Source organism: Blautia acetica (genome assembly GCF_038739805.1).
In the GTDB taxonomy this organism is placed as follows: domain Bacteria; phylum Bacillota; class Clostridia; order Lachnospirales; family Lachnospiraceae; genus Blautia.
Genome location: NZ_JBBEWO010000013.1, coordinates 1 through 17,442, shown reverse-complemented (window position 1 = coordinate 17,442; position 17,442 = coordinate 1). Strand labels below are relative to the sequence as shown.

Here is a 17,442-nt window from a genome sequence, read left to right as displayed (position 1 = left end):
GCCTGCTGGTTTTATAGTTCTATTTGTTTGGCATTATGCGATCTCTTCGGTTTCTTCCCCGGATTCCGGAATCTCTTCTTCCTCTGCATCCTCAGAAATTTCTGCATCCGCCTCTTCCTCTGCGGCTTCCACTGTTTCGGTTTCCGCTTCGGTAGTCTCTTCTTCATAGACATCTTCCGCAGTTTCTTTTGCTTCTTCCAGTCTATCTGTTTCTGCGTTTTCTTCCGGCTGTTCCAGTTCCTTCCATTTGGCTTCTACCTCTTCCACCGCTTTTTCGATGATGCGGATGATAAAATCTTTCTGTTTGATGCCTTCCTTTGTGACTGCCCATTTGACTCTCTGGAATAATTCCTCTGTGACCTGTACTGCTAATGTTCTTTTTTCCATGCTTTCTTCTCCTTTGTTCTCCAGTCTGTTAAAGTGTTCTTCGATCACCTGCCGGATAAAGATCTGTGTACTTGTTTCCCTTTCTTCGATCTCGGCTCGTACCTTCTCATGTAATTCCACCGGGATCTTTCCGCATATGTTCTTCATCTCTGCCATAAGCGTTTTCCCCTTTCGTTTTGTTATACACAACATACTCCAAAATTTGAAAGAAAGCTATTCACAATACCCACTAAAGAATCCATGTCAAATGTATGCAAAACCCAAGCATATCCAACAATGCCATACTTTCCTTGCCCATAGGCCTCACCCCCTTTACTCCTGCTCCATCTGAAATAAAAAATCCAGCATCTGATCTGGAATTTCTTCCTTTTCACATGCTGGCAATCGTTCCATACTGCCACTTTTCAATTCTTCCCGAACCGTCTCCTGAATCAGTTTCCGCAAAGTTTCCCGCTCTTCTTTTTCCAAAATCACATCCACCAGATACTGATTCCTCTGTCCTTTTGGAACTTCCATTAAAATCTGCCACGCTTTTTCATGCTCCGGGTTCTTAAGGTTTGGGCGAAAGGAAAAGACCGGGCGGCTCACAGCGTCCTCATCTGCCCCACAATCCGTTCATATCCGGCTGCGTTGGCATGGACGTCTGTGAGGTAAATCGGGCGACACAGGAGGTCCTGGGTGCTTACACGGTGCTGGAAAATAGCAGCACCGCCTCCCATGAAAACGGAAGGGACTGCCCGCAGATCAAAGCCTGCCTCGGTGATCGCAGACAGTATCTTTTCAATGTAAAGCCTGCCCTGTTTCTCAATCAAAGACACAACTTCTGCAGGCATACTGCAGGGCTTTCCATTCAGAACACGCTCGATCTGTGTCTCCGTTACGGACAGCCCGGTGTTTCTGCGCACCTGCTCTAAAATCTCATCCATGCAACGGATAACACCCAGTTCCAGGCTTCTGCAGGTAGCCGCATTGGGAACCGCATTATCAAGACGCATCAAATCTACTGTCCAGCCTCCAATATCCACAAGAAGAACAGAGGGTTCATCTTTTAAGTATTCCGGATAAAGGGCTAGTGCAGAGTACCCCTGGGGGAACAGTTTCACATCCTCAATCTGGATTTCATAGCGTTCCCCCTCGTAGAAAAAGCGGACAGGCTGTTCCTTCCGAAACAGATATTCCTTAAATTTCTGTTTTTCCCTTCCAAACCCGGCAAGGGGAAGTCCGGCTGCAAGAACAACCTTGGCAGTTTTCTCCCCTTTTCGTTTCCGAATCTCCTGTGCCAGTGCAGCCAACGTCAAAAGATAATAATTATCATTGGCAGTCTTGTCCTTCACTAAAGTCTGCCGCCCCGTCCCACACACATAATAAGCACCGCCGTATTGGAGAACATTCTGCATGGTATAAGGTTCATAGGTGTACCGCATCAGTCCCGTTGGGAAACACACCTGTTTTGTTTTAATGGCATAATATCCGTGGTCGATTCCAATGATCATTGCTTACCACTCCCTTCTTTCTCGCTCTATAGAAATTTCCGGTGAAAGAGCTCCCGGACTCGGAGCTATGCTCCGGCAAAGATGTTTTCTTTTCCAGCCTGTTAAGCTTCCTACTCCTGGTCCCGGACAAATGCCTGGGCTGGAAGATAATGCAGCGTTCCCTCTAAAACAAGCGCCTGCTTTTGAAATCGCAGGACTTCCTGATTCTGCAGATCGATCAGTTCACGGTACGCTTCCTTTGTCAGGAAATAGCGATGATACTCTCCCTTTTCCCCGAACCATTCCTTTTGCTCCAACAACAAAAACTCCACCATATATCGGGTATCCGGTGCAAAGCGTTTCTCACACAGTATGGCATCACCCTTCACTGCCTTCACACCTTCCGATTCCCTGGCTACTGCCAGTAACTCATGGATACTGATACTCACGTTTCCTATCACCTCCCTTCGAAATCTTTTCCCTAATTTTCTGCGAAAAAAAGACAGGCACCTATACGATGTCTGTCTCTGTGGGATCTACCATCCCTTGTTCCTGATATTGTTGTTTTATAATTTGTTCCAGCTGTTTCCGAATTTCCTTATCCGGTACCTGGATGCAAAATTCCCGGATCCATCGCTCATGCAGATGCTCATCTGCTTCTGTCGACTCCCAAGACATGATGCTACAAGTCTCATCATATAGCAATTCCAACTGCCGAAACTGTTCGCCAAACTGTCCTGCATACTCATTCCAGATTTCCAGGTTATACAAGTTTAGCCCTAAAAAATCTGTCACATACGTCAGCCTGTCCAAGTCTGAAAACGTCATCTTTTCTTTTCCCAATAAGATTTCCCTGTCACGCTTCCCGCATAAAAACAGGAAAGCAAACCGTTCCATATCCTTTTGGTGCATACCCATCACCCTTCTTGTAAATAATTCCTTATTACGAAACATTATAAAAAGTGAACCCAGTAAAATCAATATAAAGTTTCTTTATTGCGAAATATTATGAAAATGTGAGGACTTTATGATGCAGAAAATCAGACCAGATATGGATATCGGCAAAAATATACAATCCATCCGTTATGCGAATAAACTTACTCAAGATCAGGTCATTGCAAAATTGAACCTGATGGGAATTTCTATGTCCAAAAGCACCTATGCCAAGCTGGAAACCAACCGCATGAACATCAAGATATCGGAACTTGTTGCCCTTGCTAAAATCTTCCATACCGATATCAATGCGTTCTTTTCCGGACTTCTCTAAACCGGAAAAGCAGTCACTTCTTAAATTTTCTCTGGTACGATCACTTTTTTCTTATTCTCTCCGTTTTTCTCCAACTAATTCTCTCATTTTATTTTGGTATATTTGTCTCACTTTTACAACCGATTGTATTCCTAATCCCATGTAAAATCAATAGAAAAAGTGCAAAAAGTGAGACAACCCTGCCAACACTATTTGCAGGAGAGATTAGAAATATGCCGAAACCGAAAACATCCACCGGGGAGAAAAACCTGATCAGCCAAAGGCTCATTGAGCTCCGCCGTCAGCATAATATGTCACAGAGGCTCTTAGCCTACCAGCTTCAGCTGAATGGGTATGATATGGATAAAAATGTAATCACCAGAATTGAGACTAATAAGCGCTACGTCACAGATGTAGAATTAAAAGCGCTTACTGAAATTTTTAATGTTTCCTATGAGTATCTCATCGAGGGAAAAGAAAAGTCATAGCACTCTTTGACCAGAGACTATGACTCTTCTTTATACTAACTCATTAATTGTACAATAACCAACTCTCAAATTTTTAATCTATATTCAATGAAAATCCTTGATCATATCCTTACTCAAGAAATTTAACAAATAATGTTCTTTTTATCACACTATATTTGAGAATCAATTTTATTTAGCGAAAAATCTCCACTCTTTTTACAGATTATCCTTAATTTATGCGGCAATTTTATTTTATGAGAACTTAACTTATAAGACCAAATCATCATATTAAGTAATTCCTGTTGAGAAATTGATGCCCCCGATCCGCCATCAAAACGAGTTAATCCTGATCCTAAAATAGGTATACATACATCTGTCTGCCCATAATATGTATCTATTTCCTCCCACAATATCGTCAGACATTCCAAATATTCATCACGTGTTAATCTCCCCAATCCCTTTTTATCTAATTTAGCAAATGCCAATAATAAGTCATCTCCATTTGGCACTATTCTGCCTGACTCATACCTTTCCTTATTTTGATACTTCGATCTGCTCTTGATAGGATTTAGTTGCGAACCAGATATTAATGATTGAATATTTAAATTGGGGTTGCTCTTTAAATATTGTCCACAAATAGACGTTGGTTTTATATCAGCAGGCGCATCTCCTACCTTTGTTGAAAAACATTCATCAAAGGTAATTACCTTCTTACATTTTTTTATTTTAAGCAAATCACCGTATTCAACTGTAATCTGATAATTATCCCCCTTCATGCTAACTTTTTTTCGTAAACATAGATAGATTCCATATATAACTGCTACAATCCCCCATACAAGCGCAAAAGCCAACATACGATTTATGATAATATTAATTTCTGAAATATTTATATAAATCCACGCAAATTGTTCAAAAGATTCTTTTGGAATCAACGTAATCTTTTGAAAGACAGCTTCTGGAACAAAGGTAAAAACTGCTGAAATAATTGCAAAAGCATATGCTGCACTCTTTTTAAATAAATTACTCAAAAACCAAGCACCTCTTTTATATACGAGTAATCACCTACCTTGTCCCCTAAAATATTTTTAGTCCAAAAAGGTCTCGCTTCTTTTTCATACGCTTTCATATAAGAAGGAAGCCAGGTCGATTCTTTCCTTGATGAATTATAAACTATAATAATTTTTTTATTTCGTTTTTCAGCTTGTTTAAATTCATGTTTCAAATATGAGTATGAATTAATGCATCCTACATCATCATTTTCACCTGGAGTAGATGTAAAAGCTACTTTACAAGGCTTCGTTCCATTTGTATTCTGCTTATAAGGTGTACAACTACACAAACTTTGACTATTGTTTACCCTTCTACAAGAACTCCCCGCTGTACGTAATGCTGTTTTATCCCCAACCACAAATATAACTGCTGATGAAGCATTAATTTGAGCATTAAACTCTTTTTTCAAATCACATATTCGACAATCAGAATCTTTTGATACACTTCCAGATGCCACTTGAGACATATCAATAAAATCAACTTTATGAAGATTATCCTGTCCCCATTTATTTAATTCTTTCACAACTTCACGATCTCCATCATTTTCAGAATAGTCTGCACTTATGTATACTTGTTTACTCATATATGTGTCCTCCCAGTCTTCATCGTTATTAGCACTCAACCAGGACGAGTGCTAATGATATTGTACCACTAATTAACTGTTATTACAAGTAACTATTTGCTAAAAATTCTTGACCTTTCTAACCAATATCCTCATTCAAAATATACCTTAAACTTCATTAAATCATAAGTACTTAATAACTTCTGAAATCCGAGATAACATATCCAAAATTAAAAATCATAAACAAGAACTTTAATTTAAAAAACCTGCTACAAGGATGTCTTTCCTCATACCAGATATCAATACTTTCTTCCTACTCCATACACATTTTTTCTCATTACTTGTGTATCATGTACCTATATTGTCATGTAATTCTACTGTGTACACGCTATGTACAGTAAGCACATGGGGTTCAGTTTACATCTGCCAACACAATCCCGCTTTTCAGCATCAATGCCCTGGCAATGCCCACTCTCTGCTGTCCTCCTCCGGATAATTGATGAGGATAATCATTCAGACGCTTATCCAACTTTAAAAACCCTGTAATCTCCTGAAAAAATACCCAGTCCACAGCCTGTTTCCCCAGATTTACAGAAAACAGAATATTCTCCTGCACTGTAAGGGAGGGTATCAGATTATAACTCTGGTAAATGAAGCCGATTTTACTCCGCCTGAAAACCGCCAGCTGACGCTCCCTCATGCCCTGTAATTCTATACCATCCACTGTTACGCTACCACTGTCCGGGTAATCCAGACCGCCAATCATGTTGAAAAGAGTGGTTTTTCCGCTTCCGGACGAGCCCGTAACCGCTGTAAATTTTCCTTTTTCAATCTCCAGATTTACGCCGTCTAAAGCTTTTATCCGGCCTTCTCCCTTTCCATAATACTTTTTCAAATCTTTTACTGTGATAATACTTTCCATGTCTTCCTTATGTCCTTTTCCCGTCTTCCATTCCGCTTAATAAATAGACAGAGAAGGTGCTTCCCTGTCCGGGCTTTGATTTTACGGTAATATACCCCCTCTGTTTATTCAAAATCGTCTGGGTCAGATACAGTCCCAGCCCCACACCCTCCTGGGCAGAAACCTCCTCTGCCCGGTAAAACCGCTGAAAAATATCGTTGTAATGTTCTTCGGCAATCCCAATACCCGTATCCGTAATGTCCACTCTGGTGTAAAACTGCCAGGGATGCACGCTGATACGGATGCTTCCCCTTTCCGGAGTATATTTCACGCCATTGGACAGTATATTTTCCAATGCCTCCAGCGTCCATTTTTCATCATACTTTGCCGTAATTTCCCCAACACACTCCAGGTCTATCTGCAGTTTCTTTTTCTCTGCCGCCTGCCACACATCCTTCACGGCCTGCACCAACGTATTGTGCAGATTCCGTTCTTCTATATGCATGGAAAAAGTTCCCGTTTCCAGACGGGACATCTTTATCAGCGACTGCAGAAGAAATTCCAGCTTATCCACCTGAAATTCCAGCGTATGGGCAAATTCGGACATACAACTCCCTGAAACAGGTCTGTCCGGTCATCCGCTCTGCTATGAACCCCCTCTTCCATAAGGTGGTTTCTGGCAGAGACGCCCCTCTGCCTTTTTATTCTTATCTCACTTCATTTTGAGCAAGTCCATATTCCCCCAACTGTTTCCTGCACTCCTGAAAATCAGGGAAATACCGTCCTACTTCTGTCCAAAACAAAGAGGAATGGTTCATGTGACGGCGGTGCGCCAGTTCATGTACCACCACATAGTCCAAAAGTTTTTCCGGAAGATAGTATAACTGATAATTAAAGTTTACATTTCCCTTAGAACTGCAGCTTCCCCACCGTGTTTTCTGATTCCGGATGGTGATTCTGCCAACCGTAACTCCCATAACCTCACAATAATATTTTACCCGTGCGGCTATTTTCTCCTTTATCTGTTCCCGCTCCTTTGCCGTAAGCTGTGAAAATGGCAGTGCATTCGTAAACCTTCTGTAATCCTGCCTTTTCCCTGCTAACTTCCGTTTACAAAGAATCCACTCCGTATGCTTTTCTAAAAAGGTTTCTAATCCTTTGTCGGAAAGTCGGTATGGAACTCTCGCAATCACAGACGTATCCTGTCGAATTTCCAGACCAATACTCTTTCTGTTAGAGCGAATCACCTGTATGGGAATGATTCTCCCCTGCACTTCCATTTTGATTTCATTTATCTTAGATTTCTTTACCATTTTGTATATCGCTTTCTCTATGCTCTGCTGTAATCTCTGATCTTGCTAATTCCTTTTTCTTTCAGTAGTTGGTGATACAGAATGATAAGTATAAACCATTTTATACCACTGCTATCAATTTTAATGAAAAGGAAAAAGCAGACAGTCACATCAAAAACTGTCTGGCACAAACTGGAAAATTCTGATTTTCCAATTTATTTTGCCAACAACTTTAAAAATCTTTTATCATTCATCTGTTCATTTGTTAAATATTCCCCGTTATAAAACAGGGCATAAGTTGTAATCGGTGTCGGTGCGTTCTGGGCTTGCTCTTTACTTTGCAAATGAATAGCTTTAAACTGTACGCCCTTTTCTTTTGCTATTTCTTCTACAATAGGAACATATTTCGCATTAAATGGGCATTGGCTGGTATAGTACAAAACATATCCCATTTCATCAATGCGAGGGTGCTTTGCACACACTTTGAATTTAGGTAACGAAGTATTTTTATCAAATGTTAAAAACCATAACTGAATACCATTATCGGCTTCATCACAAACATCAAAACCTTTGTGTTTTAAGAATTTGGGGTCAGCTAAAAATGTTTTTTTCTTTTTGGAAGATAGAATACATAACCCTTTTTTTCCTTTTATTTTACTATCTTCAATGCACGCATTTAATAAGTCTGTTGAGTATCCATGCCCCTTGAATGAACCAGCCACCCAAAGACAGTTAATATACATATAACCATCTGCAACAATAGGGTTCCAAGCGTTTTCTGCAGGAATATACTCAACAAAACACTTTCCTCGTTCTTCGCTCTTTAGGAAAACTAATCCTTCATCAAATCGTTCTTGTAGCCAAGCCTTTTTTGATGATACTTGGATATCATTGTTATTTGAAATCGCACAGCATATATGCTCTTTGTCTATATTTTCGTTGGTTACTCTAATATATTCCATAAAAACACCTCATTTCTAAATTCTTATTTGTATATTTCTTTTATATTATCATATTCTTTAACATCTAACACCAGTTATTTTGAAAAAAAGAGGGGATATCACTGCTTGTATTTGCAAGTAGGTTTTGTCACTGATATTATCTTTAGAGAAAAGGAAGTTCGATTTATAGCAATCAATAATGGTATTGACAGTGACCGTCAAGAAAGCAGTGAGTTCGCACCATTTCTGAATATTATGAATGAGTGGTTTGTCAGAGACACAAGCAAGAAAATTTCTTCCATTCTTTGGATCGATGAGGTATAATGCGGTTATGAGAAAAACCATAGAATGAGAAACAACCATAGAATGAGAAACAACCATATAGCAGAGGAGATTGTGTAGTATGAAGGAACAGAAGAAATCTTCCTGGGGAGCGGCTCTGGTGTCGTTTTTTAAGGAATATTTACTAAACTTTTCAGGTCCGGGGCATCTTGCATATGATGAAAATTTAACCCATGAAGGAAAAAGAAAGAAAAAATATATCTGGAGAGTGCTTCTGCTGTTCATTGCGGCAGTATCAGCTTTGCTCCCTTTTATAGCTTGGAATATGTTTGTTCCAGATGTGCTATGGGCAAAAATAGTTACCGTTGTGATGTGTGAAGGCTATACTGTTTTTATAGTAAGCATGGAGATTCTCGAAGTAAAGGATGAGTTAAAGGAAGATATGTTAAAAATAGGGGAATATAAAATTCCTTCCAAAGGAAGTATTTCTTTGTTTAAAGAAATTGATTTTAAGATTGTTCAAACAGATTATTCTTATACAATATTGATTTCTAAGAAACCATTAAGATGGCTTTATAAGAAGTTCCATGTTACAATCTATGGAAGACATGGAAAAGTGAAAAAGATTGAATTGGTTCGAGCAGACAAAAAATATTCTATGAAATATGAAACAATGAATGATACGGTTTTAGAAAAGTTGCGAGAAGAAAATAATAGATTTTTAAGGAAATGCTTAGGCACTCCCAGTAAAAAGAGTATGACAGGTGTCGAATATCATTATGAGTGGGGACAAATACAATCGTTCTATGATAATCGTTCTTGTCAAACAGGAATCGTAATTATGTTTTAAAATAAGGAAATTAAATCTCCACAGCTTTACTGAGCAGGAAATCTGAAAAGATTTCCTGCTTTTTTGCTCCCAAAATTGAATATGGAACTCTAAGGCACTTACTGTTTTCACTTTGAAAATGACAGGTGCTTTTTTCGTTTCAGGAAAGGAGTCACATGAATGTATTTGAAGTTGTAAAAGGAAATGTTACTGCCCGACAAGCCGCAGAAGCCCATGGCTTGAAAGTCGGTCGCACAGGCATGGCGTGCTGTCCGTTTCACTCGGATAATTCCCCCAGTATGAAGCTGGATGAACGCTATTACTGTTTTGGCTGCGGAGTGACCGGAGATGCTGTTAATCTTGCTGAAGATTTTGGTCTTAACTATGACAGCCGACAAAAGCCCCGTGTCCGCCCTCGTATTCGTAATCCGACACCGGAACAGAAATATCAAAAAGAAGAAAATCATTGTTACAAGGTGCTAACAGATTATTTTCATCTTCTTAGGGAATGGGAAAAAAACTATGCTCCCAAACAGCTTAGAGCAGAGCGAGAAAGGTAAGGTTTATAATACTGACCTTTCAAGTCCTCTGCTGTATCATGGTGCTGTTGGCTACGCCTTGTTCCTTGACCTCACTACTTCACATCACTTTAACCGTTTTCTCTTCATATTGATAATTCCATATACTAATAAGCCACCGCCTACTATACCTCCAAAAATTAAAATTAGAGTATAGACATTTGCATTAACGCAAATATTAGTTGACCAATCAGAAAAATTAGTTGAAAGAATTGTTAATTGCTTTTTATGTTCCGCAAAATATGCATACACATCATTTGTAAATGCCATCCAAATACAACTTATGATTAAAATTATTCCCGCTTTTATCCATACATTTACCGGAAGATACCTTGCTACCAAGAATATAAGCCATACTCCTGTCATAAGAATAAGTGAAACTGTATAACCAGTTCTCATTCCTTCTATATCTCCCGAATGATTGCACACTTCAAAAATCGTAAGAAAAAGCCACAAGGTATCCCATGTCAATGTAATCAACGCCTTTTTATCAGACAAAATTGGTGGCAATGTGATATTCCTAATTACCAATGGAAAAAATACAATGGACAATCCAAAAATCGTTGGTATCGTCCACAAAACAAATTCTCCCCCTCCATTCATTCGGTCTACAAAAAAGAATATAAGAAGTAACGCTATTACGCTGGCTAATATACTTTTTGTCATTCTTCTTTGTGTAGAAAGGAGTGGTACAACTGACAATGATGCTACCAACAACATAGAAGCCGTTAATACCGCAAACACTCCTAAGCCACCACCACTACTCATTGATACAATAAACGTAATCACAACTGGAACCATGAGTATTAGAGCTATCATAATTCCTGCCTTGTATGCCATATTTCTTTCTTTTTTTGCATGCCTCTCTAATATACCCTCTGCTTCATCTTTCATAACTGTATCAATCGTAGTATTTCTCAATGCTTCATATGTTTTTTTACATTTCTCGCAAGTCATTAAATGCTGTTCCACCATTTTTTTACTAGCCGAAGTACAGGCATTGTCATAATAAAGCGGAAGTAAATCTTGCACAACATCACATTCATTAAATTTATCTTTACCCATTTTCTACCATCCTTTCCTGAATTTTCAATCTTGCCCTATGATAAGTAACTCTTGCCCAGTTTTCAGTTTTTTGAAAAATCATTCCTATTTGTGAAAATGATAATTCTCCAAAAACTCTCAACTGAAATACTTCTTTATAGGGTTCTTGCAGTTCGTGAAGAATCAAATGAATTTGAAGAGCAGTATCCTTATCCTCTGTTGCTTTCTCTATATCAACAGTTGATGTTGAAACCGCTTCATCTAATTCCGATAACTTTGTGTTTTTTCGACATTCATCAATCGCAAGATGTTTTGCAATTCCACATAACCATGTAAGTTCACTAGAATTACCTTTAAATTGTTTTTTCGCCGTCATCGCCTTAAAAAATGTATTTTGAGTTATTTCTTCTGCACAAGACGGATTTCTTATGATTGTCATAACATACGAATACACTTGCATATAGTATGAATGATATAATTTTTCGTAGTCCAGAACTGCTCACCTCCTTCTTTTCATAGGTTAGTCGAAAAAAAGATAGTTTCGTTACAAATATTTTAAAATATTTGTATTTTTCTTGCAAATTTGCGATGCAGATTTTATAAAAGAAATCGGTAAAGACTTGGTAGAAAACTGGTGATCATTTGGTACGTTTTGCGCATAAAGAAACAGCGCTGATTACTTTAATCAGTACCGCTTCTTCCGTTGTTCTACACTTTTCCAAAAGATACCGAACCAATAACCCTGCATTGAAACCGGCTTTACGAACTTTGGGATAATATTTCTCATAAACTGGCAGACACTGCATTGCAAACTTTTTTCGTTCTTCTGTAATCTGAAACGTATGTTTCTCATGAATAAAATTTCCATGTTTTCTTAACATTTCTCCCCAGTCAAAACCAGTTTGATAATGTGTATTTTTAAATCTCCCATGATACATTCTTACACCTGCTTTTATGATTTTTCGTCTGTAAGATCTTACATATTCATAACCTAACAGAATAAAAAATTCTTGTCAATGAAATAAAATTTGTATTCAAAAACACACGACTTACCACTAAAGCAACGACTTTTTCAAATCAGCAATCCATGCCTTAATTGCTTTTGCTAACGTAAGCTGCTGATGAAGGACCGCCATACCTGTTGCTGGAACATCTTCCGCTTTTTCTTTCAATTTCAGATTATCTTCTAAATAGTTTAAGAGAATATCTGTATTCATTTCTATTTCATCTAAACAGTCCCGTTGCTCTTCTTTGGTCATACTCTCTAAATTCACAATGACTGCATTGAAATCTAAAAACATATGAATCGGCTTTTTAGAAAGCTCATGCATCAGTTTTTTAAACTCCGCCTTTCCACTTTCCGTTAACGAATACACTGCTTTTTCCGGCATATTTCCCTCCTTTTCCATTCGGCTGGAAATGAACCCTTTCTGTTCTAACTGAATCACTTTTTTGTAAATAGAAGGTGTGCTAATCTTTACCCATTTTGAGATGTTCCGATATTCCACCAGTTTCTGAATGTCATATGCACTTAATTCCTCTTTTTTTAACATTCCTAACACAATTAAGTCAATGGTCGCCATTTGTTTTTCCTCCTTCCATCTTGACAACTACTGTAAATTATAGTAGTATAACTTTTGCATTTCAATTACTATATTTTATAGTAGTATATTTTATATTATATGTCAAGTGAAAGGAGTTACACGTTATGAACAATCAAAAGCAAAAAATGGAATTACTCGGAAATGCACCTATTCCAAAAGCACTCTTGGCTATGGGAATCCCAACCATGATTGGAATGCTGATTAACGCTTTGTATAATCTTGTAGATGCGTACTTTGTAAGCGGATTAGGTGAAAGCCCAATGGGGGCAATTTCTATCGTTTACCCTCTTGGACAAGTTGTTGTCGGTTTAGGATTACTATTTGGAAACGGGGCAGCATCCTACATTTCAAGACTACTGGGACAAGGGAAAGACGAACAAGCAAATAAAGTTGCAAGCACTTCTCTTTATTGCAGTTTGTCCGTAGGGACAGTTCTCATTCTTTTCTGCGTTGTATTTCTAGAGCCGATTTTAATTCTTCTCGGTGCAACCAAAAGCATTCTTCCTTACGCAATGACCTATGCAGAAATTTACATTATTTCTTGTATTTTCAATGTATTTAACGTTACCATGAACAACATTGTCACAAGCGAAGGAGCTGCTAAGACTACAATGTTCGCCCTGCTGATTGGAGCAGTCTTGAACATTGCTTTAGATCCGATTTTTATCTATACCTTTAATTTGGGTGTTTCAGGTGCAGCCATTGCAACCGCAATTTCACAGATTATATCTACTCTCGTTTACCTGTACTACCTTTTCAGCAAAAAAAGTATTTTTCGTTTCCGCTTAAAAGACTGTTCCTTTTCCAAAGAGATTTTTTCAGAAATATTCAAAATCGGAGTTCCTACGCTTGTATTTCAACTATTAACCAGTCTTTCCATTTCTCTGATTAACAACGCTGCCGGTGCTTATGGAGATGCTGCCATCGCCGGAATGGGTGTCGTCACCAGACTCGTTTCTATGGGAAGTCTGACTGTATTCGGCTTTATAAAAGGATTCCAGCCTATTGCAGGATATAGTTATGGTGCAAAGAAATACCATCGACTGCGTCAGGCAATCAAAACCTCCATTCTTTGGTCAACCATTTTTTGTATTGTTGTAGGCTTCGCATTTTTCCTCTTTCCAACACCAATCGTCTCACGGTTTACAACCGGAAATATAGAAATGATTCACATCGGAACCAGTTCCTTACGAATCAACGGTATTACTTTTATGCTCTTTGGATATTACACAGTATATTCCTCTCTTTTCCTGGCATTAGGAAAAGGAAAAGAAGGTTTCTTACTTGGGGCATGCAGACAAGGGATCTGCTTTATCCCTGTTATTCTCATTCTTCCCTCCATATGGGGATTAAATGGAATTTTATACGCACAGCCAATCGCTGATGTCCTTTCTTTTCTCATCAGTCTGTTGATGGCTCTTTCTCTTCATAAGCAGTTAAAATTATCTGAAACTCAAATAAACTAATTTATAACACCAAAAGCGGCACCACCCTGTCTGTGATTTTCTCAATGCCCTGCAATGGACGGAACGGAACGCATACGCTTCTGTCTGCACCGCTTTCTCCGTTCTGATACTACTTAAACATAACGCCCAATAATAGACAAGAAGACTTGCAAGGTTTCTGGCCTTTCAAGTCCTCTGCTGTATCATGGTTCTGTTGACTTTGTCCGTTCCGTCAAGGACTGCCCTAGGTTGTATCGGCTTCGCCTTGTTCCTTGACCTCACTACATTTTCCCTATTTCTTGACACAACAAAAGCCTGCACGAACTTCCTTCAATCCGACAGGCTCTTATTCTTTCACATACTCTATCAATTCTTCTATTCCACAATCCAAGTAACTGCACAGTTTACAGATTAGTTGTGCGTCTAATCTCTGAAATTCATTTCTGCAATAGCGATTGAAATTAGACCTCGGTATATCCAATTCTTTACAAATGGTATTCTTACTAATCCCTTTTTCTTTCAGCAGTTCCTCTATGTGAAGTTCCAAATGTCCATACTTCATTGCCTCACCTCTACATAAAAGTATATTCAATAAATCTTTATGTAGTAATTCACTATATAGTAACAGAGGTATGTCAAAATGAAAAAGAAATTATTATTTTCCACTATTATTCTAATCTTGCTTGCAGGTATTCTCTATTACATTAGCTTGCCCGATTATCTTGTATTTAACAGTATGTCATTCAGCAATGGGGCTAATCGTGATACCGAACTACAAGTTATTGTATATCAATACTGCAATATTGATGAAGTGATAGCGGAAATTGAAACAGAGCATAATCAAATCAATGGAACTCCCACTACTCTTACAATCAATCTGCACCACTCTAAACTGTCTTTTCACAATGGATATAAACCATTCTATACCACTCCTATCAATTATGATTAAAAAGAGAAAAGCAGACAGTCTCATCATCAAACAAACTGTCTGCTATAAACTGGAAGTTATCTCACTCCTGTTAAGATAAAATTCATTAGCTGCTCTACATCATCAAAATCATCATAATCTCCGTTGATGCCATCTCGATGATACACAACTCCATTTTTCTCATTTCTCTCTAAACAGTCCAAAAGCTTTTCTTCTCCATATTTTTTAGCAAATAAAGTAAATGTGTATGGTTTGATTTTGCCCAATAATCCTTTCTTGCAATTTTCTTCACACTTATAACAATGTGTCAATTCTTTTTCAATTGAACATTTTTTATTCTCGCAAACATCATTATCTGGGCAACCATTTGAGCCACATCCATTACAATCAGCATTTTCTGTGCATAAGCAACACGCAAGCCCACATCTGGCAATTCCTAATTCCCTTTTCATTTGCACACCTCCGCAACTTTCAGTTTATATCGCTTCTCTCAGTCTCTATGTCCAATTAGCTTGCAAACCATTCTTTTAATTCTTACAACAATTCCTCCAACGCCTCCCAGTCTTGATAATAAGATGCCGAGAGCAAAAAATATCACTATAACAGTAGCCATATCCAAATAATTTTCGCCCATAGTTGGTCTCCTTTACAACTTCCACTTTGTATATTTCTTCTATATTACCATATTCTTTAACATCTAACACCAGTTATTTTCAGTCATGACCACCCGCTTAGCGCAACATCATAAACTTAAGAGGAAATTATTCCTATATCCGTTACTTTTTCAGATATAAGAATTATATTTATATTAAAAAAGTCCATACTTTCCCCAATGGAATTGTATGGACTTTTTTAAAAACTATTTTTTTGATTGTTTTTATATTTATTTGAAAGATTCTTTTTCCGTTCCTTTCCAGGCAGATTTCTTTGAGGCAAAATATATTCTTCCATTTCTGTTTGCAGTTTAAAAAGCAATTGTCCTCTTCTTACAGCATTTTTTTCAAGGATTAGCTTTATCATCTGTTCTTTAAACAGTCCTATGGCAATATTTTCATTTGTGTGCATAGGATATTTGCTGCCTTTTTTACGACCTCTTACAGATACCTCCTCATCGGCTTCTTTGCGTATATCCTGCAGTATATTATATACCAACACTTGTGCACGAAAATCCTGATCTACATAGATGGTTGATTTTCCTGTTACACTTTCAAACTTCATTTTATTCTTAAGTGTATGATATTTCTTCTCTATTTCCCATCTTTGATAATATAAATCCTCCAGTTGTTTCTGAGAAAATTCAAAGGGGAGATTCGTCATAAGTGTCAATTCATTTCCAGAAGGAAGCATAGAGGTCATGATTCTCGTATTCGTATACCCTTTTTCTTTCATACGCTCTAATCTCTCCGGATGCTTTTTTCTTATTTTCTCTAATCGCTGATAGGTATGCCGTAAAATAACCGTTTCGTCAGTCGATTTCATATTTCTACGCTCAAATTTATAATCATTGGAAAAAATGCGGAATAAGTAATTGATTTTTTCCGTTTCCAGAAAATCAATAAATTCCATAGATGGATATCCCCTGTCAAAAATAGCTAATACGGGCTGTTTGATATCTATATGCGTTAAGTGATGAAGATTTTTCTTGGCAAGCTCCGTTTCGCTGGTAGAAATATGTGAAATTTCAATATCCAGATAAAAATGATTCAAAATATCATACATGCCACTTACAAGCGCCCGCACCTGTCCAAGTTCTGAGTGTTGATTATTACTTTTTCCAAAACGCTCCCGGTTCTCTGGTGAATTCGGCACTTCCGCTTTACTTCCATCAATTGCCAGTAACAAAAATCCATTCCAGAGCCTTGGTTCAGAAGAATGATAGAAATCAGCCATATATTCATCATTCAGATAAGAAAAAACTTCAGGATTAAGACGCTTTCGCTGTTGTAAATACCCTTGTTTCGACATTTTCATGGAAGGAACATCCTTTTGTATAAAATAGTTTCTCAATTCTAGTGTAGTAGTAAGCCCTTTTTTGGAAAGGCAACACAGTAAGATATCTTTTAAAGGCATTTTTCTGTTTCTTGAAAAAGTATTACTGTTTATTTTTCTTGCCCGCTCTGCCAAAGCAGGATCAGACAGTTTTTCAGAAAGTTTTTGGATTCTTTCAATATAGGTACTCCTCATATGCACCCCTGCTTAAATTTTATCATAAATAAAAGAACCTGCCTATCTCAAAGCAAATTCTCTTAAGTTTATGATGTTGCGCATAGCAGGTGGTTTATTTCATTGCTGACACAGTCATGACCACCCGCTTAGCGGGTGGCATGTTCTCCCCCTATAAGGGGATATTACCTGCTTGCGCCCGGAAGGCGCACTGAAGTCTGCTAACTGCACCACATTTACAGCTGCCCCCA

At 38.0% G+C, this 17,442-nt stretch carries 25 protein-coding genes and 1 pseudogene; 7 read left to right on the top strand and 19 right to left on the bottom strand.

The features are described 5' to 3' along the window. Positions 1-33: 33 nt before the first annotated feature. From WBS51_RS09730 to WBS51_RS09710, 5 genes are all read right to left on the bottom strand, one after another. Positions 34-543 (bottom strand): hypothetical protein, encoded by a 510-nt coding sequence (locus WBS51_RS09730; RefSeq protein ID WP_009248030.1) that lies wholly within the window; start codon positions 541-543, stop codon positions 34-36. A 156-nt stretch (positions 544-699) separates the two neighbouring features. Beyond that, a complete protein-coding gene (locus tag WBS51_RS09725; protein WP_021651985.1) occupies positions 700-975 on the bottom strand; it encodes a hypothetical protein in 276 nt (91 codons plus the stop codon). After that, positions 972-1,880 carry a ParM/StbA family protein gene (locus tag WBS51_RS09720; RefSeq protein WP_021651984.1) on the bottom strand — a complete coding sequence of 303 codons (909 nt, stop codon included), beginning with the start codon at positions 1,878-1,880 and terminating at the stop codon, positions 972-974. Before WBS51_RS09720 ends, WBS51_RS09725 begins: the two co-directional genes overlap by 4 nt. 110 nt (positions 1,881-1,990) lie before the next feature. Beyond that, positions 1,991-2,308 (bottom strand): DUF5720 family protein, encoded by a 318-nt coding sequence (locus WBS51_RS09715; RefSeq protein ID WP_044961788.1) that lies wholly within the window; start codon positions 2,306-2,308, stop codon positions 1,991-1,993. A 61-nt stretch (positions 2,309-2,369) separates the two neighbouring features. After that, complete coding sequence (locus tag WBS51_RS09710; RefSeq protein ID WP_044961786.1) at positions 2,370-2,771, bottom strand: hypothetical protein; 402 nt, start codon at positions 2,769-2,771, stop codon at positions 2,370-2,372. A gap of 118 nt (positions 2,772-2,889) precedes the next feature. Between WBS51_RS09710 and WBS51_RS09705 the strand changes: the two genes are divergently transcribed. Together WBS51_RS09705 and WBS51_RS09700 are read left to right on the top strand one after the other, a co-directional pair. Next, entirely contained in the window at positions 2,890-3,126 is a 237-nt protein-coding gene (locus WBS51_RS09705) for a helix-turn-helix domain-containing protein (protein WP_044961784.1), read from the top strand. Between the two features lie 212 nt (positions 3,127-3,338). Then, positions 3,339-3,593 carry a helix-turn-helix domain-containing protein gene (locus WBS51_RS09700; protein ID WP_021651980.1) on the top strand — a complete coding sequence of 85 codons (255 nt, stop codon included), beginning with the start codon at positions 3,339-3,341 and terminating at the stop codon, positions 3,591-3,593. Between the two features lie 149 nt (positions 3,594-3,742). On the opposite strand, the gene WBS51_RS09695 is transcribed toward WBS51_RS09700, so the two are convergent. The 6 genes from WBS51_RS09695 to WBS51_RS09670 all read right to left on the bottom strand — a co-directional run bounded on the left by WBS51_RS09695 (position 3,743) and on the right by WBS51_RS09670 (position 8,339). Continuing rightward, positions 3,743-4,600 carry a macro domain-containing protein gene (locus tag WBS51_RS09695; protein WP_021651979.1) on the bottom strand — a complete coding sequence of 286 codons (858 nt, stop codon included), beginning with the start codon at positions 4,598-4,600 and terminating at the stop codon, positions 3,743-3,745. After that, entirely contained in the window at positions 4,597-5,205 is a 609-nt protein-coding gene (locus WBS51_RS09690; RefSeq protein WP_024852766.1) for a hypothetical protein, read from the bottom strand. Before WBS51_RS09690 ends, WBS51_RS09695 begins: the two co-directional genes overlap by 4 nt. 391 nt (positions 5,206-5,596) lie before the next feature. Next, positions 5,597-6,106: an ABC transporter ATP-binding protein gene (locus WBS51_RS09685; RefSeq protein WP_302702677.1), complete on the bottom strand. Its 510-nt coding sequence runs from the start codon at positions 6,104-6,106 to the stop codon at positions 5,597-5,599. 7 nt (positions 6,107-6,113) lie between these two features. After that, positions 6,114-6,692, bottom strand: coding sequence for a sensor histidine kinase (locus WBS51_RS09680; RefSeq protein ID WP_173750121.1), 579 nt, complete (start codon positions 6,690-6,692; stop codon positions 6,114-6,116). A 100-nt stretch (positions 6,693-6,792) separates the two neighbouring features. After that, complete coding sequence (locus tag WBS51_RS09675; protein WP_302702678.1) at positions 6,793-7,398, bottom strand: M48 family metallopeptidase; 606 nt, start codon at positions 7,396-7,398, stop codon at positions 6,793-6,795. A gap of 194 nt (positions 7,399-7,592) precedes the next feature. After that, complete coding sequence (locus WBS51_RS09670; protein WP_291683739.1) at positions 7,593-8,339, bottom strand: N-acetyltransferase; 747 nt, start codon at positions 8,337-8,339, stop codon at positions 7,593-7,595. A gap of 108 nt (positions 8,340-8,447) precedes the next feature. Between WBS51_RS09670 and WBS51_RS09665 the strand changes: the two are divergent. The 3 genes and pseudogenes from WBS51_RS09665 to WBS51_RS09655 all read left to right on the top strand — a co-directional run. Next, positions 8,448-8,624: pseudogene (locus WBS51_RS09665) on the top strand (recombinase family protein); the annotation flags it as partial. 97 nt (positions 8,625-8,721) lie between these two features. Beyond that, a complete protein-coding gene (locus tag WBS51_RS09660; RefSeq protein ID WP_173750119.1) occupies positions 8,722-9,450 on the top strand; it encodes a hypothetical protein in 729 nt (242 codons plus the stop codon). A gap of 155 nt (positions 9,451-9,605) precedes the next feature. Then, positions 9,606-9,989, top strand: coding sequence for a CHC2 zinc finger domain-containing protein (locus WBS51_RS09655; protein ID WP_226853448.1), 384 nt, complete (start codon positions 9,606-9,608; stop codon positions 9,987-9,989). A gap of 84 nt (positions 9,990-10,073) precedes the next feature. On the opposite strand, the gene WBS51_RS09650 is transcribed toward WBS51_RS09655, so the two are convergent. The 4 genes from WBS51_RS09650 to WBS51_RS09635 all read right to left on the bottom strand — a co-directional run bounded on the left by WBS51_RS09650 (position 10,074) and on the right by WBS51_RS09635 (position 12,634). Further along, the gene (locus tag WBS51_RS09650) at positions 10,074-11,072 is read right to left on the bottom strand and encodes a zf-HC2 domain-containing protein (protein ID WP_173750118.1); all 999 of its coding nucleotides are present in this window, start codon (positions 11,070-11,072) and stop codon (positions 10,074-10,076) included. Further along, on the bottom strand, positions 11,065-11,490 hold the full coding sequence (locus WBS51_RS09645) for an RNA polymerase sigma factor (RefSeq protein ID WP_244092066.1): 426 nt from the start codon (positions 11,488-11,490) through the stop codon (positions 11,065-11,067). Before WBS51_RS09645 ends, WBS51_RS09650 begins: the two co-directional genes overlap by 8 nt. Before the next feature lie 199 nt (positions 11,491-11,689). Further along, positions 11,690-11,989, bottom strand: coding sequence for a carcinine hydrolase/isopenicillin-N N-acyltransferase family protein (locus WBS51_RS09640; protein ID WP_226853446.1), 300 nt, complete (start codon positions 11,987-11,989; stop codon positions 11,690-11,692). A 117-nt stretch (positions 11,990-12,106) separates the two neighbouring features. Further along, the gene (locus WBS51_RS09635) at positions 12,107-12,634 is read right to left on the bottom strand and encodes a PadR family transcriptional regulator (RefSeq protein ID WP_173750116.1); all 528 of its coding nucleotides are present in this window, start codon (positions 12,632-12,634) and stop codon (positions 12,107-12,109) included. 125 nt (positions 12,635-12,759) lie between these two features. Here WBS51_RS09635 and WBS51_RS09630 point away from each other — a divergent pair, with 125 nt between their 5' ends. After that, positions 12,760-14,121 carry an MATE family efflux transporter gene (locus WBS51_RS09630; RefSeq protein WP_173750115.1) on the top strand — a complete coding sequence of 454 codons (1,362 nt, stop codon included), beginning with the start codon at positions 12,760-12,762 and terminating at the stop codon, positions 14,119-14,121. 325 nt (positions 14,122-14,446) lie between these two features. Here the strand turns inward: WBS51_RS09630 and WBS51_RS09625 are convergent, their stop codons facing one another. Further along, the gene (locus tag WBS51_RS09625) at positions 14,447-14,662 is read right to left on the bottom strand and encodes a helix-turn-helix domain-containing protein (protein ID WP_004611575.1); all 216 of its coding nucleotides are present in this window, start codon (positions 14,660-14,662) and stop codon (positions 14,447-14,449) included. A 78-nt stretch (positions 14,663-14,740) separates the two neighbouring features. Here WBS51_RS09625 and WBS51_RS09620 point away from each other — a divergent pair, with 78 nt between their 5' ends. Next, positions 14,741-15,049, top strand: a complete 309-nt coding sequence (locus tag WBS51_RS09620; RefSeq protein WP_226853444.1) for a hypothetical protein — start codon at positions 14,741-14,743, stop codon at positions 15,047-15,049. A 56-nt stretch (positions 15,050-15,105) separates the two neighbouring features. Here the strand turns inward: WBS51_RS09620 and WBS51_RS09615 are convergent, their stop codons facing one another. From WBS51_RS09615 to WBS51_RS09605, 3 genes are all read right to left on the bottom strand, one after another. Continuing rightward, a complete protein-coding gene (locus tag WBS51_RS09615) occupies positions 15,106-15,480 on the bottom strand; it encodes a DUF3795 domain-containing protein (RefSeq protein WP_291681933.1) in 375 nt (124 codons plus the stop codon). Positions 15,481-15,518: 38 nt separating this feature from the next. Next, positions 15,519-15,662: a hypothetical protein gene (locus WBS51_RS09610; RefSeq protein ID WP_016439130.1), complete on the bottom strand. Its 144-nt coding sequence runs from the start codon at positions 15,660-15,662 to the stop codon at positions 15,519-15,521. A 218-nt stretch (positions 15,663-15,880) separates the two neighbouring features. Further along, positions 15,881-17,212: an IS4 family transposase gene (locus WBS51_RS09605; RefSeq protein WP_302702681.1), complete on the bottom strand. Its 1,332-nt coding sequence runs from the start codon at positions 17,210-17,212 to the stop codon at positions 15,881-15,883. Positions 17,213-17,442 lie beyond the last annotated feature (230 nt).

What these genes read in the sequence shown, in the direction of transcription:
- WBS51_RS09680 (WP_173750121.1), bottom strand. Translation starts at nt 6,692, where the DNA reads ATGTCCGAATTTGCCCATACGCTGGAATTTCAGGTGGATAAGCTGGAA.
- WBS51_RS09605 (WP_302702681.1), bottom strand. Translation starts at nt 17,212, where the DNA reads ATGAGGAGTACCTATATTGAAAGAATCCAAAAACTTTCTGAAAAACTG.
- WBS51_RS09615 (WP_291681933.1), bottom strand. Translation starts at nt 15,480, where the DNA reads ATGAAAAGGGAATTAGGAATTGCCAGATGTGGGCTTGCGTGTTGCTTA.
- WBS51_RS09730 (WP_009248030.1), bottom strand. Translation starts at nt 543, where the DNA reads ATGGCAGAGATGAAGAACATATGCGGAAAGATCCCGGTGGAATTACAT.
- WBS51_RS09650 (WP_173750118.1), bottom strand. Translation starts at nt 11,072, where the DNA reads ATGGGTAAAGATAAATTTAATGAATGTGATGTTGTGCAAGATTTACTT.
- WBS51_RS09720 (WP_021651984.1), bottom strand. Translation starts at nt 1,880, where the DNA reads ATGATCATTGGAATCGACCACGGATATTATGCCATTAAAACAAAACAG.
- WBS51_RS09635 (WP_173750116.1), bottom strand. Translation starts at nt 12,634, where the DNA reads ATGGCGACCATTGACTTAATTGTGTTAGGAATGTTAAAAAAAGAGGAA.
- WBS51_RS09625 (WP_004611575.1), bottom strand. Translation starts at nt 14,662, where the DNA reads ATGAAGTATGGACATTTGGAACTTCACATAGAGGAACTGCTGAAAGAA.
- WBS51_RS09655 (WP_226853448.1), top strand. Translation starts at nt 9,606, where the DNA reads ATGAATGTATTTGAAGTTGTAAAAGGAAATGTTACTGCCCGACAAGCC.
- WBS51_RS09670 (WP_291683739.1), bottom strand. Translation starts at nt 8,339, where the DNA reads ATGGAATATATTAGAGTAACCAACGAAAATATAGACAAAGAGCATATA.
- WBS51_RS09710 (WP_044961786.1), bottom strand. Translation starts at nt 2,771, where the DNA reads ATGCACCAAAAGGATATGGAACGGTTTGCTTTCCTGTTTTTATGCGGG.
- WBS51_RS09660 (WP_173750119.1), top strand. Translation starts at nt 8,722, where the DNA reads ATGAAGGAACAGAAGAAATCTTCCTGGGGAGCGGCTCTGGTGTCGTTT.
- WBS51_RS09610 (WP_016439130.1), bottom strand. Translation starts at nt 15,662, where the DNA reads ATGGGCGAAAATTATTTGGATATGGCTACTGTTATAGTGATATTTTTT.
- WBS51_RS09705 (WP_044961784.1), top strand. Translation starts at nt 2,890, where the DNA reads ATGCAGAAAATCAGACCAGATATGGATATCGGCAAAAATATACAATCC.
- WBS51_RS09675 (WP_302702678.1), bottom strand. Translation starts at nt 7,398, where the DNA reads ATGGTAAAGAAATCTAAGATAAATGAAATCAAAATGGAAGTGCAGGGG.
- WBS51_RS09640 (WP_226853446.1), bottom strand. Translation starts at nt 11,989, where the DNA reads ATGTATCATGGGAGATTTAAAAATACACATTATCAAACTGGTTTTGAC.
- WBS51_RS09700 (WP_021651980.1), top strand. Translation starts at nt 3,339, where the DNA reads ATGCCGAAACCGAAAACATCCACCGGGGAGAAAAACCTGATCAGCCAA.
- WBS51_RS09690 (WP_024852766.1), bottom strand. Translation starts at nt 5,205, where the DNA reads ATGAGTAAACAAGTATACATAAGTGCAGACTATTCTGAAAATGATGGA.
- WBS51_RS09645 (WP_244092066.1), bottom strand. Translation starts at nt 11,490, where the DNA reads ATGACAATCATAAGAAATCCGTCTTGTGCAGAAGAAATAACTCAAAAT.
- WBS51_RS09685 (WP_302702677.1), bottom strand. Translation starts at nt 6,106, where the DNA reads ATGGAAAGTATTATCACAGTAAAAGATTTGAAAAAGTATTATGGAAAG.
- WBS51_RS09620 (WP_226853444.1), top strand. Translation starts at nt 14,741, where the DNA reads ATGAAAAAGAAATTATTATTTTCCACTATTATTCTAATCTTGCTTGCA.
- WBS51_RS09630 (WP_173750115.1), top strand. Translation starts at nt 12,760, where the DNA reads ATGAACAATCAAAAGCAAAAAATGGAATTACTCGGAAATGCACCTATT.